This is a genomic window from Sphingobacterium sp. UBA7631 (genome assembly GCF_002483935.1).
GTDB lineage: Bacteria > Bacteroidota > Bacteroidia > Sphingobacteriales > Sphingobacteriaceae > Sphingobacterium > Sphingobacterium multivorum.
This window is the reverse complement of sequence record NZ_DLIX01000006.1, coordinates 20395-39647: the sequence shown is the minus strand read 5'-3', so window position 1 is coordinate 39647 and position 19253 is coordinate 20395. Positions and strand designations below refer to the sequence as shown.

At 39.8% G+C, this 19253-nt stretch carries 20 protein-coding genes; 7 read left to right on the top strand and 13 right to left on the bottom strand.

Translation table 11 applies throughout. From position 1 onward, the window contains the following. Window positions 1-50 precede the first annotated feature (50 nt). The 7 genes from atpH to B3P16_RS10525 all read right to left on the bottom strand — a co-directional run bounded on the left by atpH (window position 51) and on the right by B3P16_RS10525 (window position 5541). Window positions 51-593, bottom strand: coding sequence for an ATP synthase F1 subunit delta (gene atpH / locus B3P16_RS10555; protein WP_286842906.1), 543 nt, complete (start codon window positions 591-593; stop codon window positions 51-53). Window positions 594-622: 29 nt separating this feature from the next. Continuing rightward, on the bottom strand, window positions 623-1123 hold the full coding sequence (locus B3P16_RS10550; protein WP_286842905.1) for a F0F1 ATP synthase subunit B: 501 nt from the start codon (window positions 1121-1123) through the stop codon (window positions 623-625). 111 nt (window positions 1124-1234) lie between these two features. Next, the gene (atpE, locus tag B3P16_RS10545; protein ID WP_121127264.1) at window positions 1235-1429 is read right to left on the bottom strand and encodes an ATP synthase F0 subunit C; all 195 of its coding nucleotides are present in this window, start codon (window positions 1427-1429) and stop codon (window positions 1235-1237) included. A 35-nt stretch (window positions 1430-1464) separates the two neighbouring features. After that, window positions 1465-2553 (bottom strand): F0F1 ATP synthase subunit A, encoded by a 1089-nt coding sequence (gene atpB, locus B3P16_RS10540; RefSeq protein WP_286842904.1) that lies wholly within the window; start codon window positions 2551-2553, stop codon window positions 1465-1467. Window positions 2554-2647: 94 nt separating this feature from the next. Next, window positions 2648-3046, bottom strand: coding sequence for a hypothetical protein (locus B3P16_RS10535; RefSeq protein ID WP_286842902.1), 399 nt, complete (start codon window positions 3044-3046; stop codon window positions 2648-2650). Continuing rightward, window positions 3039-3266 (bottom strand): AtpZ/AtpI family protein, encoded by a 228-nt coding sequence (locus tag B3P16_RS10530; protein WP_286842900.1) that lies wholly within the window; start codon window positions 3264-3266, stop codon window positions 3039-3041. Before B3P16_RS10530 ends, B3P16_RS10535 begins: the two co-directional genes overlap by 8 nt. Before the next feature lie 49 nt (window positions 3267-3315). Further along, window positions 3316-5541, bottom strand: coding sequence for a helix-turn-helix domain-containing protein (locus tag B3P16_RS10525; protein WP_286842898.1), 2226 nt, complete (start codon window positions 5539-5541; stop codon window positions 3316-3318). 196 nt (window positions 5542-5737) lie between these two features. Here B3P16_RS10525 and B3P16_RS10520 point away from each other — a divergent pair, with 196 nt between their 5' ends. Beyond that, entirely contained in the window at window positions 5738-6235 is a 498-nt protein-coding gene (locus tag B3P16_RS10520; protein ID WP_286842896.1) for a phosphoheptose isomerase, read from the top strand. 16 nt (window positions 6236-6251) lie between these two features. Here B3P16_RS10520 and B3P16_RS10515 read toward each other — a convergent pair whose 3' ends face one another. After that, on the bottom strand, window positions 6252-6407 hold the full coding sequence (locus B3P16_RS10515; protein WP_286842893.1) for a hypothetical protein: 156 nt from the start codon (window positions 6405-6407) through the stop codon (window positions 6252-6254). 65 nt (window positions 6408-6472) lie between these two features. Between B3P16_RS10515 and B3P16_RS10510 the strand changes: the two genes are divergently transcribed. Genes B3P16_RS10510 through B3P16_RS10500 form a run of 3 tightly spaced genes read left to right on the top strand, consistent with a single transcriptional unit; the run spans window position 6473 to window position 9369 of the window. Beyond that, window positions 6473-7219, top strand: coding sequence for a hypothetical protein (locus B3P16_RS10510; RefSeq protein WP_286842891.1), 747 nt, complete (start codon window positions 6473-6475; stop codon window positions 7217-7219). Window positions 7220-7229: 10 nt separating this feature from the next. Continuing rightward, window positions 7230-8339, top strand: coding sequence for a hypothetical protein (locus B3P16_RS10505; RefSeq protein WP_088162938.1), 1110 nt, complete (start codon window positions 7230-7232; stop codon window positions 8337-8339). A 34-nt stretch (window positions 8340-8373) separates the two neighbouring features. Next, window positions 8374-9369, top strand: a complete 996-nt coding sequence (locus tag B3P16_RS10500) for a hypothetical protein (protein WP_286842889.1) — start codon at window positions 8374-8376, stop codon at window positions 9367-9369. Window positions 9370-9441: 72 nt separating this feature from the next. Here B3P16_RS10500 and B3P16_RS10495 read toward each other — a convergent pair whose 3' ends face one another. Both B3P16_RS10495 and B3P16_RS10490 read right to left on the bottom strand, forming a co-directional pair. After that, a complete protein-coding gene (locus B3P16_RS10495) occupies window positions 9442-10551 on the bottom strand; it encodes a zinc finger domain-containing protein (protein ID WP_286842886.1) in 1110 nt (369 codons plus the stop codon). A gap of 23 nt (window positions 10552-10574) precedes the next feature. Next, window positions 10575-11729: an SPFH domain-containing protein gene (locus B3P16_RS10490; protein ID WP_286842883.1), complete on the bottom strand. Its 1155-nt coding sequence runs from the start codon at window positions 11727-11729 to the stop codon at window positions 10575-10577. Between the two features lie 167 nt (window positions 11730-11896). On the opposite strand from B3P16_RS10490, the gene B3P16_RS10485 reads away from it, so the two are divergent. The 3 genes from B3P16_RS10485 to B3P16_RS10475 all read left to right on the top strand — a co-directional run bounded on the left by B3P16_RS10485 (window position 11897) and on the right by B3P16_RS10475 (window position 16492). Continuing rightward, the gene (locus B3P16_RS10485) at window positions 11897-13750 is read left to right on the top strand and encodes a DNA topoisomerase IV subunit B (RefSeq protein WP_070563183.1); all 1854 of its coding nucleotides are present in this window, start codon (window positions 11897-11899) and stop codon (window positions 13748-13750) included. Between the two features lie 37 nt (window positions 13751-13787). Continuing rightward, complete coding sequence (gene purU, locus B3P16_RS10480) at window positions 13788-14630, top strand: formyltetrahydrofolate deformylase (RefSeq protein WP_112375486.1); 843 nt, start codon at window positions 13788-13790, stop codon at window positions 14628-14630. A gap of 83 nt (window positions 14631-14713) precedes the next feature. After that, on the top strand, window positions 14714-16492 hold the full coding sequence (locus B3P16_RS10475) for a hypothetical protein (protein WP_159333400.1): 1779 nt from the start codon (window positions 14714-14716) through the stop codon (window positions 16490-16492). Window positions 16493-16571: 79 nt separating this feature from the next. On the opposite strand, the gene B3P16_RS10470 is transcribed toward B3P16_RS10475, so the two are convergent. The 3 genes from B3P16_RS10470 to B3P16_RS10460 all read right to left on the bottom strand — a co-directional run bounded on the left by B3P16_RS10470 (window position 16572) and on the right by B3P16_RS10460 (window position 19087). Further along, window positions 16572-17477 (bottom strand): class I SAM-dependent methyltransferase, encoded by a 906-nt coding sequence (locus B3P16_RS10470; protein WP_286842881.1) that lies wholly within the window; start codon window positions 17475-17477, stop codon window positions 16572-16574. Between the two features lie 107 nt (window positions 17478-17584). Next, window positions 17585-18343, bottom strand: a complete 759-nt coding sequence (locus B3P16_RS10465; RefSeq protein WP_070563195.1) for an ABC transporter ATP-binding protein — start codon at window positions 18341-18343, stop codon at window positions 17585-17587. A gap of 9 nt (window positions 18344-18352) precedes the next feature. Further along, window positions 18353-19087, bottom strand: a complete 735-nt coding sequence (locus B3P16_RS10460; protein ID WP_046671950.1) for an MlaE family ABC transporter permease — start codon at window positions 19085-19087, stop codon at window positions 18353-18355. Between the last annotated feature and the right edge of the window lie 166 nt (window positions 19088-19253).

Here is a 19253-nt window from a genome sequence, read left to right as displayed (position 1 = left end):
ATTATTATAAGGGGTTTTTTGATTTATTTTACTTCAAGTATCAGAACAAATTAATTATTCTGATTCAAATATCTTTCCAATTTATTCAACTTACCAGCAATACTTGCATCAATTTGGCGATCGCCGATATTGACTACAAATCCACCGATCAAATTATGATCAACTTTATTGATCAATATCACTTGAGCGTTGGTTTCTTTCGCAAGTACATCTTTCATCGCTGCCAAATTAGCTTCAGAAAGCGGCGCTGCAGATGTAACTGTAGCTTTCACAATTCCTTTTACCTCGTTATACTCACGAATAAATTCTTGAGCAGTGGCATATACAATCTCGCCACGACCTTTGTTGATCATGATCTTAAAGAAAGCCAAGATATTTGGATTGATCTTATCTTTAAACAGCGCATCCAATATGTTTTTCTTCTTGTCCAAAGGAACAATAGGATTGGCAAAAACCGCTTGCAACTCTGTACTGGATTTTAAAACAGCAATGAATGAATCCATATCTGTCTTGATTGTTTCCAGTGCGCCTTGCTCGCTAGCCAAGTCGATTAATGACTTAGCATATCTCGATGCTACTTTAAATACTGACATAATTCTATTTCGTAATTTAAGTGACCGGATTAGTTCAATTTAACGTCATTAAGCAAATCTGCCACTAAAGCTTCTTGCTTTCCTTGGTCCTCAAATTCTTTGTTTAAAACTTTGCGAGCGATATCCAAGGACAAAGAAGAAACCTGAGATTTAACCTCAGTCAAAGCTTTATTCTTTTGTTCATTGATCTCCTCTTTTGCTTGAGCAATCATTCTAGAACCTTCATACTGTGCTTGTGTTCTCGCTTCAGCAACAATTTTCTCTTTTAGCTCCTTTGCTTCTTTAAGGATAACATCACGTTCCGCGCGAGCTTCTTTAAGCAATTGTTCGTTCTCATTTGTCAAACGAGCCATTTCCAATTTAGCTTTCTCAGCAGCCTCCAATGCATTCGCAATTCCTTGCTCACGTTCATCTAAAGCATTTACGATAGGTTTCCAAGCAAATTTGCCTAATAAAAATATCACAACCAATAAGATGATTAGTTGCCAAAAGAACAAACCGTACGAGAACTGATTAATTAATGCTTCCATTTATATACAATTGTAAATTATAATTTTCCTTTGTTTGTATTTTTTTGTTTAAACACAGTCTGCAACCAACCGTTGCAAACTGTGTTTAGTAATTTTTTTAATCAACTTGGATTATGCACCTAAGATTAAAGCACCGAATGCTAAACCTTCAACTAAGGCACCAATGATGATCATCGCAGTTTGAATTTTAGATGCTGCTTCTGGTTGACGAGCGATAGCTTCCATAGCTGAACCACCGATTTTACCTAAACCTAAACCTGCACCGATTACGATTAAACCTGCACCTACTAAATTTGGAATTACCATGTTTTTAATATATAAAATTTAACAAAAAAATTCAATTAATGATGAGCGTGTTCCTCTACTGCCATTCCGATAAATAAGGATGACAACATCGTAAAGATGAATGCTTGAAGAAAAGCTACTAAAAGTTCCAATAAGAATAGAACAAGTGTCAATACCATAGAGACACCAATACTACCTACTACTGTCAACTGTTGTTGGAATAAATAGACAATTGCGATCAAACCCATGACAACAGAGTGACCAGCCGTAATATTCGCAAACAAACGCAACATTAAGGAGAAGGGTTTTGTAAACATACCCAACACCTCAATTGGTGCCAAAACTATTTTAAAAGGAACTGGAACACCCGGCATCCAGAAAATATGCTTCCAATAATCTTTATTTCCTTTGAAATTGATAACAAAAAAGGTAAATAAAGCCAAACATAACGTGACTGTAATATTTCCCGTCACATTAAAACCAAGAGGTGTTAAACCTAATAAGTTTAGAATAAAAATCAGGAAAAATACCGATAACAGGTAAGGCATAAATTCCTTATAACGGTGACCGATATTAGGAATAGCCATTTCATCACGTACATATAAAACCAATGGCTCTAAAACACGACCGATGCCTTTTGGCAAATTATTCACACCTTTTTTATAGGTTTTAGCTAGGCAGATAAAGCCCCAAAACATTAAAAATGCAGCTAATATTAAACCGACAACGTTTTTTGTAATCGAAAAATCTAGGGGTTTTGCATTCGTAGGATGATGTTTTTCATCGTAACTCAATGTACCAGCAGCGTCTGTTTTATAGATCTTTCCGTGATAAAGTGTGTAGTATTGACCATTTTTCTCCACAACAGACTCACCGTGATGAAACTCGCCAGAAGAAAAAACAATCAATCCATTATCAATAAGAATTACTGGCAATGGAAAACCATAATGTTTTCCTGCTTTTTTATCGGTAAACAAAGAGAAATAATGATCATCCTGTAAGTGATGTTGACTATACTCTTTAATTTCCTCAGCCTGGGTTTTAGGCGCATCCCCATGCGCTTCCTCAGCTGCTTTTAAGGTAAAAGGATTGACAGCAAGAAAAATTACTGCAAATAATAAAAGTGCTCTCTTAAGATTCACCATTTCAGATTACTATTGAATAATAAAAAATTTTGCGCAAAAATACAATTTTATTTGGCATAAATCACCATTTGTTTAAACTTTTTCCAAAAATAGTTTAAACCTTTTTATCTGCTTGATTTAAAGCGCTAAAAGCGATGTATACATCCACAAACAAAGCGATGAAAAATACCACCAAAAAGTTATATTCGATAAAGTTGTTTTCAACGGTCTTTAGCCCGTCCTTTATATAAATATACCCCGCGACAGCTTTCAGTAGCACGAGCCCTAGAAATATTACACCTAATTTCTCCGGCATGGACCAGTTCGCAAAAAAGATCAAAACCGCAGCCAGCAAAGAAGAACAGACGCCAAAAGTATACATCCCCACAAGACTGTAGGACGTTTGAGCCCAGTATCCCTCTGTGTTCATTCCGGATATCACGAGATAATGCGCAGCAAAACTTGCCGCAAAAACGATCAGCAGTACAAATACGCTTTTCAGATAACTATTCATTTTTATTAATTTGATTTGCCTGCCTGATGAACTGATACAAAGATACAATCACCCCCAAAAGTGTTAATCCCTTCATCCCCCATTCACCAGCAATCGCATATTTATTGTCCAACCAAGTTCCCACCCAATAAAATAAATAGATTGTCACACCCATTTGAATAGGCATGGAAGTAAATACAATCCATTTGTTAATTTTCTTATTGGTTTTCTCCTCTTTCAATTAGCTTATAATAAAAGGTTGACAAATATACATCATAAATCCTTATCCACTACAATCCCAAAACTTTTTGTCCAATTTTAATATCCGGATAATCAATATCTGCCCCCAAAAGCATTTTAAGTTCTGAAGAGGATTTATCCGGGTTTGCACGTATCACACCAAGAATACGATCCAACTTCTCCTGCGCGATCAACTCTGTTGCTTCCACTTCGGCACCCACAAAGTTAATCAGGTGCCCATATATCGTACCGGCAACCATCCCGCGCTTAACCGCTATATCAGCAATGCTCATCCCATCCTTAAACATTTCTAAGGAAACCTCCTTTGTATCCAACTTCTTAGGCCCCTCTTCATCTGCATTTTGCGCAGCCAATTCATCTTTTTCTTTGGTCTTCACACTGGCAGCAACATCGAGCATCGCTGTTTGAAAATCTTCCCGTTTTGAAAGCGTATCGGCAATAAGCAGACAATGTTGCAACTGCTCGCGTTTTCGCTTGTAATCAAGCAACAGTGCTTTTAACTCGTCAATATATTTCTTCGTACGTTTTCGTATCTGATACTCTTCGATATGTTTGGTTAAGGCCTCAATCAGATCTACATCCATTTTCGGTAAAAACCAATTGACCGCAGCAGTAGAACGTTCACAAATTACATCATAGTCGATCGCGTTTTTATCCCGCAACAAATCATACAATACAACAATAAACTTATGTGCAACTTTCTCCTGGGTCTGAAGGTGCTTGACCAATTGTTGAAAAAATAGTATTGCTTGTTCCTTTCCATCAATATTACGCTCCTCAAGTGATTTCAGTAATTCAGAAGTTTCGGCCAATAGACCGTCCCAACGGAAACCGTGCATTAAAATCTGGCCAAGATAATTCCGCTGGCATTGCTCTAGAATCTCATTTACATCAGCCTGTCCCTGAGCACGCTGCGCAAATTCGACAACTTGGTAATCGGTACGGATGGCATAAGACGGGATGATCGATTTTAATACAAGCCCATCTAAACTCGTTAAACGGCTCAGTGCAACGTACACCTGTCCCGCAGCAAAAGAGGTACCTGCGTCAATAATCGCTTTTTGAAAAGTTAAACCCTGGCTTTTATGAATGGTGATAGCCCAGGCCAGTCGAAGTGGAAATTGCGAAAATGTACCCAATATCTCCTCCTTAATCTGATCTTGCCCCTTATCGTAATTATACCGAATATTCTCCCAGGTCTCCCTTTTTACCGTAACAGATTCCGACCCATCAGGAAATGTAACCGTTACTGTGCCCTGCACCGTATCGATGTCCTTTACCGTACCAATCTTTCCATTGTAATATTTACGCTCATCTCCCGAATCGTTTCGAATAAACATCACCTGTGCCCCTATCTTTAAGGATAACGTTTCTTCAGCAGGGTAGGAACCCTGCGCAAAATCATCTTTGACAACAGCCTTAAGATTTAACATTTTCCCCGATAATGATGCCAACTTGGCTCCGTTTATTTCATCAGCATTTCGATTATGGGAGGTCAATGTAATATACTGATCCTCTTCATTTGGAACAAAGTCCTGTTGATAATAACCATTTAAGGTCGTTAGCATGTCACTTGTACACTGATTGTTTCGTATGGCATTCAAAATTGAAATAAAACCTTCATCTTGTTGACGATAGATTTTATTGAGCTCTAACATCACCAGCGGATTATCCCTCAAAATTTTAGCATTAAAGAAGAAAACAGAAGAATAATGATCCCGCAAAACATTCCATTCGGCATCTTTCACTACTGGTGGCAACTGATATAAATCTCCGATAAACAATACTTGTAACCCACCAAAAGGTCGCATATCGCGACGAACAGATTGCAGAATCACATTAATCGCATCCAACGTATCTGCACGGACCATTGAGACCTCATCAATTACCAATAGTTCCAATTCCTGCAAAATAGCTCTGCGCTGCTTGGTCAGTTTAATCGTACTGAATAAACGCGATTTATTGTAAATATGACTATCCTGTTCGTCCCAACGTAACTCATAATCTTCAATAAAGGTTCCAAATGGAAGCCAAAATAAAGAATGTAAAGTGGTTCCGCCCGCATTCATCGCAGCCACGCCCGTGGGTGCCGTAATAGCCATCTTCTTGTAGCTATGCTCACGGATATACTTCAAGAACGTCGTTTTTCCTGTACCAGCCTTTCCTGTTATAAATATGTTTTGGTTCGTTTGGTTAACAAAAGCAACAGCCTGCATAAATGCAGTATTTTCCCGATCGACTTGAAAGTTTGACATATCCTGAAATTAGATTGATCACAAAATTAGCAATTTCATTTTTAACTTCACGCGACATATTATAGCTAGAGATATCCAAAACAGCTCCATTATAACGGATTTAGATAAAGCTAAAACGGTTAACTTAAAATATTAATGGATTTTTTTTATATTTAGCAACTGAATTAACGAATAACAAATTTTTAGAATTTTTAATATGGCTATAGATAAAATCGCATTGTTTGAAAAAGTACAGGAAATGCTGACATCCAAAGGTTTTCGTATTGATAAATCAGATGCTGCACGCCCTTGGGGAGGATTTTTCGTTATCGACGAATCCCAAGCACAAGAATTTGCCGATGAGTACTTCGGCGGAATGGATGTACAAGAATTAAGAATTTCAGGAAAATTAAGCCCAAAAATTTTAATTGTCGCACCAGAGAAAAGACTTTCATGGCAATATCACCACCGTCGTGCCGAAATCTGGCGTGTTATTCAAGGTAACGTAGGCGTTATGGTTTCTGACACAGATGAAGAATCGGTTGTTTCAACATTGAAAGAGGGAGAAACAATCAGATTGCGTCAAGGGCAACGTCACCGTTTAATTGGATTGGATGGCTTCGGTATTTTAGCCGAGATCTGGCAGCACACAGATGCTAACCACCCTTCTGACGAAGACGATATTGTTCGCGTACAAGATGATTTTGGCAGATAATAGTCCCACAGGACCGTTACCGCCAAAACAAAGATTCCCAATCCAACAATTGGGAATCTTTGTTTTTACCCCAAAAATAAAGTGCCATAGCAGCTGATTCACTCTCCGCACAGTTGCATTTCATCGCTTTTATCCAAGCTCCTCCACCCCATGTCCATTTCAGGTGTTCCATAACGCAATTCATTAGAAGAGAATATTAATTTTTATTATTTTAGTAGAGATATAATCAACTATGACATGATGAGCAACGACGATACTAAAAGAGGATCCAGTATATTAAACAGTCTGAAGAAATTAATTTTTGAGGACGATCAGCCAAAGCAAACGCCACCGGCACAAGCCCCTCCGGCGCCAGCTACTAGCGCTGCTCCAGAAAGCCCCGCTGTACCACCGGCATATTCATCGCCCACGGCCCAGGCTCCAACTGGAAAAACACCGCCCCCAATCCCTATAACAGCCAATGACGGAACAACCGACCTCAAAGAAATGAAATTAAAGGTCTATGCCATTCTTGAAAAACTCAACGAACAGGGTGTAGATTTTTTCGAAGTATGGAATGCTGCTGCCGCAATGGGAAAAGTAGAGGAAAACACATTAAAAGCAGCCTATACTTCACTGAAATTTGTAGACAGTTCGTTAACCAAGGATAAACTGGTAGCAACTGGCACAAATTATGCTAATAAATTGAAAGAAACCATTGCCAAAGAATCGGAACAAAAACAGGCTGAAAAGAAAAAGACTGAACAAGACCGAACCATGGAGATTGCAAATCTGAACACTGAAATCAAAACAATAACGGAGAATATCGCCAAATTGCAAGATGACCTACAGAAAAAACAACTCGCTTTGGGTCAAATTAATGAAAAGTACGAACCAAGAATTAAAGATATCGAACAAAAAATAAACATCGGCAACGCGGCCGTTGATGAAGTGGTCACCGAAATCAACACTGCATTGCATATGATTAATCAATCAATAACATAAAAATAAATCAATGGAAAGAAAAGATCAGTATGTTAATATTCCCGCTGAGATAAAAACGCAACTTCCGATATTTCAAGTACTGGGCGATCATTTGCCTGCACAATTAAAATCACCAGAAGCGAAGAAGACAGCTTCGTCGATCTTCTTTTGGGCGCTTTTACTTGGCGGAGCCTTTGCTTTTTTCAAGTACTTACCGATTATGCTGGAATATGCCGGAAAAAGTATACTTTTTGTGATATTCAGTATAATCCTGATTACCTTATTATTGCTAGCCCCAAAGATCATTGCGCTATTGCACCGACTGGGTACCGTACTACTTTTTAAAGGTGAAAAATCCATCATTAGAAATAACCCTATCGAAACCTTACAACTGTTATCAAGGGATGCAAAAGACACCCTGAAACGTGTGAAGGAAAAAATCAGCAATGTAGACGGTGTCCGCATCGACATGATTCAAAGCGGTGAAACTGCTCAAAAAACAGCCGAAGAGAAGTACACCTATGCGAAACGTTTCACCGCTGAAGCGGCCAATCTCGACGAGAAATCAAAGGAGGAAACGAGCAAAAATAATGCAGAGAAGGCAAATGCTTATGCAAGAGATGCCAAAGAAACACGTACCAAAGCATTTCTATTGGGAAAAGAAGGTGAATCTGAAGAACAAAATGCGCGCAGTTACGTACAATATGCCAATCAATTTGCAAAAGTATTGGAAGTCCTAAAAGATAATGAAAGCGCAGCGCGTATCTATGTCAGCACCTTGGATAGCAGCATTTCTATTATTTCCAAGAAGCTAGAAGCCACTCAAAAGATGAAAAATGCCACCGATGGCCTAGCCGATGTGTTCAATATTAAAGATGGCTGGGCATTTCAAGAGGCCATGAATGCAGCAACAGGTGCCATCAGTCAAAATATTGCCTCTATCCGATCGAATCTTGATTTCTTGGATCAAAACAACAACATCACCGTGGGTGGCACGCCTACTCAAGGTGAACTGGAAGAGTTTATCCGCAAAGTTGACGAACGTAATCTAAATGTATTAAACGTAACACAAATGGCCGATGCCAGCTATGAACTCAAACCCGAAGAAAAAGTAGATAAAGGATTTACATTACTCGATTAACATTAACTAAAATCAAACTTATTATACGAACATTATGGAAGAAAAATCAACATGGGCAAGATTAAGATGGCCAATCAAAGCAATTATCATCGCCTTACCTATTCTCGCAATCGGTTATTGGGCCATTCAATCGGGCAAATTTGATGCTAATTCGACAGTCCAAACAACAGATTCAACAAGCAATAATGGTCATGCGGCCGCACCTTCATCAGGCTCAGAAACGACTCGTTCATTCAACTATCAACCCGAAAAACCAATCGACGGCGAATACAAGGGTGTCGTTGAAGTGGGCGCTTCGGGTTTCAATTCCTTTGTCGTCAATATGGACAAAGAAAATCGCTGGGAGATCATTTCCAAAGACTTTGGAAAGTCATTTGCATACGAAGGATTGGCAAATACGGAAGACATCCGTAAAGGATTAAAAGATTATATAGGCATGATGCTCGACAAAGGCGTCAAATCCAAAAACATACATTTCGTCATTAGCTCCGGAGCCCAGAAAGAACCTAAAACTTCAGTTATTAGTGCTGAACTAAGAAAAATGGGCTTTGTGGTCAACCTGGTTACAGCAGAGCAAGAAGGAAAATTAGCGTTAAAATCTGTCCTGCCGAAAGCTTACGAAGATAATTCATTTGTTGTTGACATTGGCTCCGGTAATACTAAAATTTCCTGGATTGACGGTGACACAAAATCGGTAGAAGCACCTGGTGCAAAATATTATGAAAAAGACCTTAAAGATGACGCGGTCTATACAGAAGTAAAAAAATTAGGCGAGAAAATTCCGTCAAATAAAAGAGAGGTTTGTTTTATTATAGGCGGGGTTCCTTTTGAATTAGCATCGCAGACACGCCAAGGTGAAGAGCGTTTTACGGTTTTGAACGATCCAGCATCTTACAAAACAGATAAAATAAAAACAAAAAGCGGTGTCAACATCTATAAAGCAATTAAAGATGCAACCAATTGCGACACTTTCGTATTTGATTGGGATGCCAATTTCACGATCGGATTCCTACTTTCACTAAACAAATAGTCAAGACGATTAACATAAAAAAAGCGCTGTTCTCAATAAAAGAGAACAGCGCTTTTTTTATAACCTTTTTTGTTATCCCATAAAACTCAAGAGATATAAAACAATAATGATCGCCAATACCAAAAAAGCGATTTTCCAAAAGCTATAAGGTCGTTGTCCATAAACTTTACCGTTAAATGCATTGACCATGATCTGATAACTCTTTCCTTTGTACTGATATGCTGATAACCATACAGGTAAAAGAATATACTTCAATTTAATGGATTTAAAATCGCTATCAATAGAATCAATATCCTGTGTATCACCACCGATGTCATTCTCAACCTGGCGTTCGATTTCCCGATCCATTATTGTCCGGGCAGTCTCCGCCGCTTTTACATGATCCACACTAAAAGTTTCAGCGATAAAGCCACTTAAATATTGCTCATTGAAAGGTTTTAGATAGCCCAAATTCCAAGGTCCGATTTTATCAGAGAACTTTTCGGGAAGAGATGTTGATCCCGAAATGACAATATCCTTAAATTGACTATAGATACTACCTGAAGCTGGATACCAATTTGTTCGTCTTTCTTCGTATTCTTCCGTCTCACCATCCGAATTGCGTCTTGTACGCGTCACATAATAATACTCGCCACGTGACCCCACATAATCAGAATGTACATCTGCATCATAGGACCAAAATGGTATATACACTCCTTTTAAACGATCATTTCTTGAATTAAAAATTCGCTTAAAGTCATTCGGAGCGAACCATATCTTACCGGCCCATTGTGTCAATAGCCCAAAAGCATTTTTGTAATCAACGGAAAAGGGAACAAGACCATGTGGCTTCACAATACGCTTTTGCTGATGGTCAATTACCAATGGTGAAGCACAAAAAGCACATAAATCTGCCGTAACATGAGGATTCAAACGCGAGTTTGCGCCACAGTTACTACAATGCACAACTTCAGCCAAATAGCTATAGCGCTCATCGGCGAGCCCCTCCATTGCTTGTCCAAAAACTTTATAATCTGTAGATTCAATATGCCCATCTTCCGGTAGCTGATCCGCTATTTCATTCCTGGTTCCACAATAGGAACACGCTAAATAGGACGTACCGGGCTGATAAGTCAAAATAGCACCACAGCCCTGACATTTTAACCCCTGCTCTATTTCGGAGGTTTTTTCTTCAAAACTCATAAAACTCGGTAATGCATTTTACCCTAAACTCCTGGTATCGGTGGCGGGTTCTGCGAAAACAGATCCTTTAATTCGACTACCTTTTCAGCCTCAATCCAGTTTTCAAGTCCCTCTTTCCAGACCAAGGTAGCAAGTGTCATCGTCCCCTCTTTTATCAGAGCGCGCAGCTGTTCCGAATCAAAGGGCCCTTCCTGTTTACCTTTAACGGCCAGGTAATAAGCGACCGCTTTGGGCAATGGAGGAGGTCCAACGGCCCCTGCAGACGAAGCCGCAGCAGCTGATCCCGTACCAGTAGGATTATTCCCATCAAAACTATTTTGCTGAAATACATTACCCATTTGACCAACCATTCCTGCTCCCAACCCAGCACCAAATCCAGCACCTACAATCCCTCCACTACTGGGATTCTCAGCAGCTTTCTCCATTGAATTTGCGGCTTGGAATTGGGCATAGGCCCCCAGATTACCAACGACCTCCATACTGCTTCGCTTATCAAGGGCTTTCTCGACTTCTTCTGGGAATGAAATATTTTCAATTAAGAACTTCGTTAAGCTCAAACCCAACTCATCAAAATCAACCCCAATTTTTTGCTGTATCAAGGCCGAAACTTCATCATAGTTGGATGCAAGATCCAAGGCCGGTATCTTCGACTCAGCAATAGCATCCATCCCCCGCGATACCGCAATGTTTCGAAGCTGCTCTGTGATATCTTCAACTGTAAATACAGGCGTCGTCGCAACAAGCTGTTTCATAAAAACAGTAACTTCCTTCACCTGAAAAGAGAAATTACCGAAAGCCCGAAGTCGAATGGGACCAAATTCAGGATCCCGCAACATAATCGGATTTTTAGTTCCCCATTTCTGATTGACAAATTGTCGAAGGTTGACAAAATAAACATCGGCTTTGAATGGACTATTGAACCCATATTTCCAACCTCTGAGGGTTGTCATGATCGGCATATTCTGGGTCGTAAGTTCGTAACGACCAGGCTGAAAGACGTCCGCAACCACGCCTTCATTCAAAAATACCGCAGCCTGCCCTTCTCGCACAGTCAACTGTGCCCCCATTTTTATTTCATTCTGATACCGTGGAAACTTCCACACAATCGTATCTGTGCTATTATCGACCCATTCGATAATATCGACAAACTCATTCCTGATTTTATCAAATAATCCCATAAATTATTCTCTTTACAATTACTTACACTAAATGTAAACATTTCCCCGCAAACCGGCAATTTTCTCCAGCAGTACGCAAACTAGCGATATCTAAAAAATTTAGCCTTTCAAACTACTTATCGTAGTTTATTTTTTTTACTTTTGTTAGCTAAGTTCTACATTAATTTATGAGTACATATAACGAAGACAGCATTAGGTCCCTGGATTGGAAAGAGCATATCCGCCTCCGTCCGGGAATGTACATTGGAAAGTTGGGGGACGGTTCGGCCTATGATGATGGTATCTATGTTTTATTGAAAGAGGTCGTTGACAACTCAATTGATGAGTTTGTTATGGGTGCCGGTAAAACTATTGATATCACGGTAAACGAAAATAAAGTTTCCGTACGCGATTATGGACGTGGTATCCCAATTGGTTCTGTGGTTGATGTTGTTTCTAAAATCAATACGGGTGGTAAATATGATAGTAAGGCTTTCCAAAAGTCCGTCGGTTTAAATGGTGTTGGTACAAAAGCCGTAAATGCTTTGTCCAGTCAGTTTACCGTCCAGTCATACCGTCAAAATATAACACGCATTGCCCAATTCTCTAAAGGGGAATTAGTCAATGATGAACAAAAAGATACGACGCAACGGAATGGTACATCTGTAACATTTTACCCCGACGATTCTATTTTCCGGAATTATAAATATAGGCCTGAATTTGTTGAAAACATGATCTGGAACTATGTTTTTCTAAACTCAGGTCTTACGATCAACTTTAATGGGCAAAAGTTTATTTCTGAACACGGACTAAAAGATCTATTGGAACGAAATATTGATGCTGAATCCATGCGCTATCCGATTATTCACTTACGGGGGGATGATATTGAAATCGCGATGACTCACGGCCAGCAGTACGGAGAAGAATATTATTCTTTTGTCAACGGTCAGCATACCACGCAAGGTGGAACACACCAGGCTGCCTTCCGTGAAGCACTTGTCAAAACAATCCGCGATTTTTACAGAAAAGAATTTGACGCATCGGATATTCGTTCATCAATTATCGGTGCCATCGCCATCAAAGTGCAGGAACCCGTTTTTGAATCACAGACCAAAACAAAGCTAGGATCTCAAAGTGTAGGCCCAGAAGGCCCTACGGTAAGAGGATTTATCAATGACTTTGTTAAAAAAGCATTGGATGATTACTTACATAAAAATCCGGCTACGGCAGATGCTCTTCAAAAACGTATTCTTCAATCGGAACGTGAACGTAAGGATATCGCCGGTATCAAAAAACTCGCCAACGAAAGAGCGAAGAAAGCCTCTTTGCACAACCGTAAACTACGTGACTGTAAAGTGCACTTCAGCGATAAAAATGAACGTAACCAAGAAACAACGTTGTTTATCACCGAGGGGGATTCTGCATCTGGTTCTATTACCAAATCGCGGGATGTGCAGACTCAAGCTGTTTTCAGTCTGAAAGGAAAACCGTTAAACTCCTACGGTATGTCCAAAAAGATTGTTTATGAAAACGAGGAATTTAACCTCTTACAACATGCGCTTAATATTGAAGACGGTCTCGATGGATTACGCTACAACAATATCGTAATTGCTACCGATGCCGATGTCGACGGCATGCACATCCGCCTGTTGCTATTGACATTTTTCTTGCAGTTTTTCCCAGACCTTGTCAAAGCTGGCCACGTTTCCATCTTACAGACACCACTTTTCCGTGTCCGCAACAAAAAGGAAACGATCTATTGCTATTCCGATGAAGAACGACAAAAAGCAATCGCAAAATTAGGCGCTAAACCTGAAATTACCCGATTCAAAGGTTTGGGTGAGATATCACCTTCCGAATTTGGATTATTTATCGGAAAAGATATCCGTCTTGACCCGGTTATCTTGTCCAAAGACAATAAAATTCAACAGTTATTAGAATATTACATGGGCAAAAACACACCAGATCGACAAAAGCATATTGTCGAAAATCTGCGTGTTGAAGTTGACCTTGAAGAAGAACTAACAAAAAAAGCGGGTTAAAATAACCCGCTTTTTTAGCAACCTACAACCACCTTTCATGCACAACCAAACCTTAATTCTGATCCAATGTCAAGATGCCGTTGGATTGGTCGCCAACATTTCAAATACGCTGGCAAAATATCAACTCAATATTGTCACCATGCGTGAATATGTGGATGAAGAAGCCAACAAATTCTTCGTGCGTGTCGTGTGTAACGGTATCGTGCCTGAGCAGAAACAGCTTTCGGATTCCCTTGCCGAAGTACTTCCCCCATCTGCTCAGATACAGATAAACCCCAATAACCGCAAAAAAATCGTCGTCCTCGTGACCAAAGAGCATCACTGCCTTGCCGATATCCTGGTACGTCAACACTTCGAAACATGGGGAGCCGAAGTACAGGCCGTAATTGGTAATTATGAATCATTACGCTCCTTTACGGAAAAGTTTGATATTCCTTTTCATTGCATCTCACATGAAAACCTGACAAAGGAAACATTCGAAAAACAACTGATCGCACAAATCCAAAACTATAATTTCGATTACATCATTCTGGCGAAGTTCATGCGAATCTTGTCTCCTCAGTTTGTCAGTACCTTTGAAAATAAACTGGTCAACATACACCATTCATTTTTACCCGCTTTTATTGGTGCCAACCCGTACAAGCAGGCTCATGCAAGAGGCGTTAAGATCATCGGTGCCACAGCGCATTTCGTTACCGACCAACTCGATGAAGGCCCCATCATCGTACAGGATATACGACATGTCAATCACACCTATACTGTAAAAGATATGGTAACTGCCGGCAAAGAAATAGAAAAGGCTGTTCTGAGCAGAGCAATTCGTCTGCTTAGTGAAGATCGTGTGATGCGCAACGATTACAAGACAATTGTATTTGAATAGTGATTACGATCATGTCCCGATAAAACAATCATTACTTTTTTTCAGCGTTATTCTCCATTATTTCGTAAAAGAAATATTTAAGAATGACGCATACTTTTCATATCCCCGTATTAGGCTTAGCTTTCTCCATCGACTCCGCACTTAAGGTCGCACAATATGGTATCTCCACCGTAATGTCTATTGTTGACGATGAACTCATCGAGCGCATGCGCCGCTATTACTGCGGACAATATCAAATCGTCTATCATCCGATCACTAAAACAGAAGAAGATTACCGGGCAAAAAGAATTACGGCCTATCTCAATCTCGTACAGTTTGTGGTCAATAAGCAAGTCGCGGCCTTGAAGCGTCAGCCCTTCACCGAAAATTCAGAACTTACCAAATATTTTCAGCTTTTACCCGAGTCACATCCTTCAAAACCGATTTATCACGCGATGGAAATGGAAACCAATCGCGCGATTAAAACCGAGCTGCAAGATCTATTGATCAATTATCTCAAACCGGGAGACATCGATGTTAATATTATGTCCAAAGTAGATAAAATGAATTACCAGGATGGTAACCTATTGGATCAGCGTTATTCTGATGCTTCAGCAGCCTTACGTGGTTTTGCAAATTCCAACTTGCATTCCTCCCTTATCCTTTCCGCAGGGATGAATCCACACCTATACGCTTACCTCGCTGAATTACCGGCTTTCTTCCCCAATAGTGAAGGTCTATTTGACAAAAAAGTCGTTTTGAAAGTAAGTGACTTTCGATCGGCGCTCATCCAGGCAAAATATCTCGCTAAGCGTGGTGTATGGGTATCTGAATTCAGAATAGAATCCGGTTTGAACTGCGGTGGTCATGCTTTCGCAACCGATGGTTTTCTTCTGGGACCAATCCTTCAAGAGTTTAAAGAGAAAAAAGAAAGTTTGAAAACCGAACTTTTCGAGATATACCACGCATATTGGGTTTCCCAGGAGCGCTCATTAACAACTCCTCCCAGCATCAAATATACAGTTCAAGGAGGCGTGGGAACAGCTTCAGAACATCAGTTCTTATTAGACTATTATGGATTCGATGCCGTAGGATGGGGATCCCCATTTCTGATGGTTCCCGAAGCAACCACAGTAGATCAAGAAACCCTGAAAGCATTGGAACTTGCCAAGAAAGAAGACTTCTACTGTAGTGGAGCATCTCCATTGGGAATTCCCTTTAACAATTTCAGACAAAGTGGCGCAGAGTACCTACGGTTGGAACGTATAAAAAAAGGGCGCCCCGGTAGCCCTTGTAAAAAAGAATACCTTATTTCGAACACCGAGTTTGGTGATAAACCGATCTGCACTGCATCACGCGTCTATCAACATCAAAAGATCCAGGAACTACAAAAACAAAATCTGTCCGCTGCGGAATACGATAAAGCCTTTGACGCCATTACAGAAAAAACCTGTCTTTGTGAAGGGCTCGCAGCACCAGCTTATCTTAAGTACAATATCCAAAAGAGCAAAGAACAGACCGCTGTATCCATCTGCCCAGGCCCGAATCTTGTCTGGTTCAAAAAACAATATTCTTTGCGGGAAATGATCGACCACATCTATGGCCGTATATCAGTTTTTGAAAATGACAACAGACCTTTTGTTATGATCAACGAACTCAACCTGTATATCGATCATATTCAAAAATATGTCACAGACAATAAAAATATCATGAACGATAAAAAGATAAAATATGTAGCTAGATTCAAAGCACAATTACAAGCTGGAATAGCTTATTACAACGAACTTACCCAGCACTTATCGCTTATTCCACAAAATATCAGCACAGCGATACCCAGACAGCTTGAACTGGCATCACTACGTTTAAAAGACATCCATATGTAACCTCCTAATATAACTTTAAACAAACACGGGGCGCTTAAATAAGCGCCCCGTGTTATTATCAGGAATCTTTTGACAAGCCTTACTTCGCTATTTTGCGAAATTTACCGAATACCCCAAGTGGAAGTTTCGGTCCTGCAGTTGCTTTTAAGAACAACTCGCCTATTTCCAAGTTTTCCACTTTTGGGAAAGCTGTCTTAATTAAATTTTCAACAATAACAGAGGAAAACCCTAATGAATACGTATTCAAAATCAAGAAATGCTCTTTAGGATCCAATAGTTGAACGACTTCAGTCATCATTTCCATAATGTGATCTTCCAATTTCCATTTCTCGCCCTTTGGCCCATGCCCATATGCGGGTGGATCCAAAATAATCCCATTATACGTATTACCTCTTTTCAGCTCACGCTTTACAAATTTCAAAGCATCTTCAACCACCCAACGAATGTTATCCAAATTGGAAATTTCCATATTTTCATTTGCCCAGGTAACAACCTGTTTAATCGAATCTACGTGAGTCGTATCCGCGCCCGCAGCCTTTGCTATTAAAGATGCTCCACCAGTGTATGCAAAAAGATTTAGAACCTTCGGTCTTTCCGTCTTAAATGAACGTACAGATTCCGAAATATAGTCCCAATTTACAGCCTGTTCCGGAAATATCCCGACGTGTTTAAAAGATGTCAAGCCCAATCTAAATTTGATGGCCACATCCTTATTTTTATATTCGATATGCCAACGGTCTTGGGCCTTAGGATTTTTCTTCAACCATTCTCCTGAAGTAGCCGAACGACCTTTGAATTTGATATGATAACGCTTGTTCCACTCCGCATCAGTCAATGCTTTAGGCCATACAGCCTGAGGTTCTGGTCTGATTAAAATTAAATCACCAAAACGTTCCAGTTTTTCAAAATCACCACAATCAATGAGTTCATAGTCCTTCCAATGCTGTGGGGTCAATAGTTGTATATTTGTTGCTGCCAAAATCAAAATTTTCCGACAAAACTAAGCTAAATTTCAATATAAAAGAAATCTGCATGATGCTAACACAGATCAAACACATAAAATTACGCGCAATAAAGCCATGTTCCCAGCCCTTATTGCCCCATAGAAGCTTTCGCACTTTTCATTAATGGGCTTGCAAAAACAAAGTTGTTCAATTCCTCCACATCCGACCGCATCATATCCTTATTGGAACCTTCCCAGAATTTCTCTCCTTTATAGAGAAACAAAATATACTCACCAATTCCCATCACAGAATTCATATCATGTGTAACAACGACTGTCGTACATTTCAACTCTTGCGTAATTTTTAGTACCAATTCATCAATAACAATCGAAGTCTCCGGATCCAATCCCGAATTGGGTTCATCACAAAATAGATATTTAGGGTTCATACTAATTGCACGTGCAATTCCAACCCGCTTTTTCATCCCCCCCGAAAGCTCCGCAGGGAACAGTTTATTTCGTCCCTCCAGATTAACCTGTTCCAAACAATGATTTGCACGGTCTAATTTTTCCGCTTTGGACATATCCGTAAACATGTCCAACGAAAACATGATATTCTGTTCGACCGTCATCGAATCAAACAGCGCTGAATTTTGAAAAAGCATACCTATTTCTTTTCGAATAGGAACACGCTCTTCAAAATTCATCCGAGTAAAATCCTTGCCATCAAAAATTACCTTTCCTTTTTCCGGTTGGTGCAGGCCTACGATACATTTCAATAAAGTACTCTTTCCCGACCCCGACCCTCCAATAATCAAACTCACCTTTCCAGGTTCGAAATTTGCACTGATACCCTTCAGCACATGGTTGTCACCAAACGATTTGTTAATATCTTCGATTTGAATCATAAAATCTTTTTAAAGCATTAATGCGGTTATCACATAATCCGCCGCAAGAATAGTTATGCAGCCAACGACAACTGCTTCCGTACTAGCTTGCCCAACTTCCAACGCTCCGCCCTTTACATTATACCCTTTATAAGCAGATATCGAGGTAATAATAAACCCAAACACAACAGCTTTAACAAGGGCAACTGTCACCGTGAAGCCGTTGAAGCCATCTTGAATTCCTAAAATATAATCCGCCTGTGTCACAGCGCCCGAAAGGGATCCACCTAACAAACCGCCCACTAAAGCGCACACGATAGAAATAATCACCAACATCGGAATCATGGTGATACCCGCCAATATTTTGGGTAATATCAAATAACCAGGAGCATTGATCCCCATAATTTCCAAAGCATCAATCTGCTCTGTAACACGCATGGATCCGATCTGTGAAGATATAGACGACCCAATTTTCCCCATTAAGACCAATCCCGAGATCGTCGGTCCTAATTCCAAAATATTTGAATCCCGGTTGATCGAACCTATAATAGAATTTGGGATCAAGTCGGATACCATCTGAAAGGCAATTTGCATGGTCATAACAGCGCCAATGAAGGTGGAAATAATAACGATAAGTCCCAGAGATCCTATACCAATATCGGTCATTGCCAATACGGTTTCCTTCCAATAAATTCGCCCTTTCTCCGGTCTTTTAAAAACTGATTTCAGGAGTATGAGATATGCACCAATGTGATGAAAGATCATATTATCTATTTAATTTCAATGTATTACGCCAATTTAACGGCTATACTGAGCCAAGCTATCCATTAAAGGTAATTAATTCCAGCAAATATATAAACAAGCAAAAACCCAAAAAGTATACGAAAAACGAAATTACTTACCGATCAATTAGTCACATTTACCGATTTTT

Coding starts and splice junctions, on each gene's coding strand:
- atpE (WP_121127264.1), bottom strand. CDS start 1,429: ATGGTAATTCCAAATTTAGTAGGTGCAGGTTTAATCGTAATCGGTGCA.
- B3P16_RS10505 (WP_088162938.1), top strand. CDS start 7,230: ATGGAAAGAAAAGATCAGTATGTTAATATTCCCGCTGAGATAAAAACG.
- B3P16_RS10535 (WP_286842902.1), bottom strand. CDS start 3,046: ATGAATAGTTATCTGAAAAGCGTATTTGTACTGCTGATCGTTTTTGCG.
- B3P16_RS10525 (WP_286842898.1), bottom strand. CDS start 5,541: ATGTCAAACTTTCAAGTCGATCGGGAAAATACTGCATTTATGCAGGCT.
- B3P16_RS10490 (WP_286842883.1), bottom strand. CDS start 11,729: ATGGGATTATTTGATAAAATCAGGAATGAGTTTGTCGATATTATCGAA.
- purU (WP_112375486.1), top strand. CDS start 13,788: ATGCACAACCAAACCTTAATTCTGATCCAATGTCAAGATGCCGTTGGA.
- atpH (WP_286842906.1), bottom strand. CDS start 593: ATGTCAGTATTTAAAGTAGCATCGAGATATGCTAAGTCATTAATCGAC.
- B3P16_RS10495 (WP_286842886.1), bottom strand. CDS start 10,551: ATGAGTTTTGAAGAAAAAACCTCCGAAATAGAGCAGGGGTTAAAATGT.
- B3P16_RS10550 (WP_286842905.1), bottom strand. CDS start 1,123: ATGGAAGCATTAATTAATCAGTTCTCGTACGGTTTGTTCTTTTGGCAA.
- B3P16_RS10460 (WP_046671950.1), bottom strand. CDS start 19,087: ATGATCTTTCATCACATTGGTGCATATCTCATACTCCTGAAATCAGTT.
- B3P16_RS10485 (WP_070563183.1), top strand. CDS start 11,897: ATGAGTACATATAACGAAGACAGCATTAGGTCCCTGGATTGGAAAGAG.
- B3P16_RS10475 (WP_159333400.1), top strand. CDS start 14,714: ATGACGCATACTTTTCATATCCCCGTATTAGGCTTAGCTTTCTCCATC.
- atpB (WP_286842904.1), bottom strand. CDS start 2,553: ATGGTGAATCTTAAGAGAGCACTTTTATTATTTGCAGTAATTTTTCTT.
- B3P16_RS10465 (WP_070563195.1), bottom strand. CDS start 18,343: ATGATTCAAATCGAAGATATTAACAAATCGTTTGGTGACAACCATGTG.
- B3P16_RS10510 (WP_286842891.1), top strand. CDS start 6,473: ATGATGAGCAACGACGATACTAAAAGAGGATCCAGTATATTAAACAGT.
- B3P16_RS10515 (WP_286842893.1), bottom strand. CDS start 6,407: ATGGAACACCTGAAATGGACATGGGGTGGAGGAGCTTGGATAAAAGCG.
- B3P16_RS10500 (WP_286842889.1), top strand. CDS start 8,374: ATGGAAGAAAAATCAACATGGGCAAGATTAAGATGGCCAATCAAAGCA.
- B3P16_RS10520 (WP_286842896.1), top strand. CDS start 5,738: ATGGCTATAGATAAAATCGCATTGTTTGAAAAAGTACAGGAAATGCTG.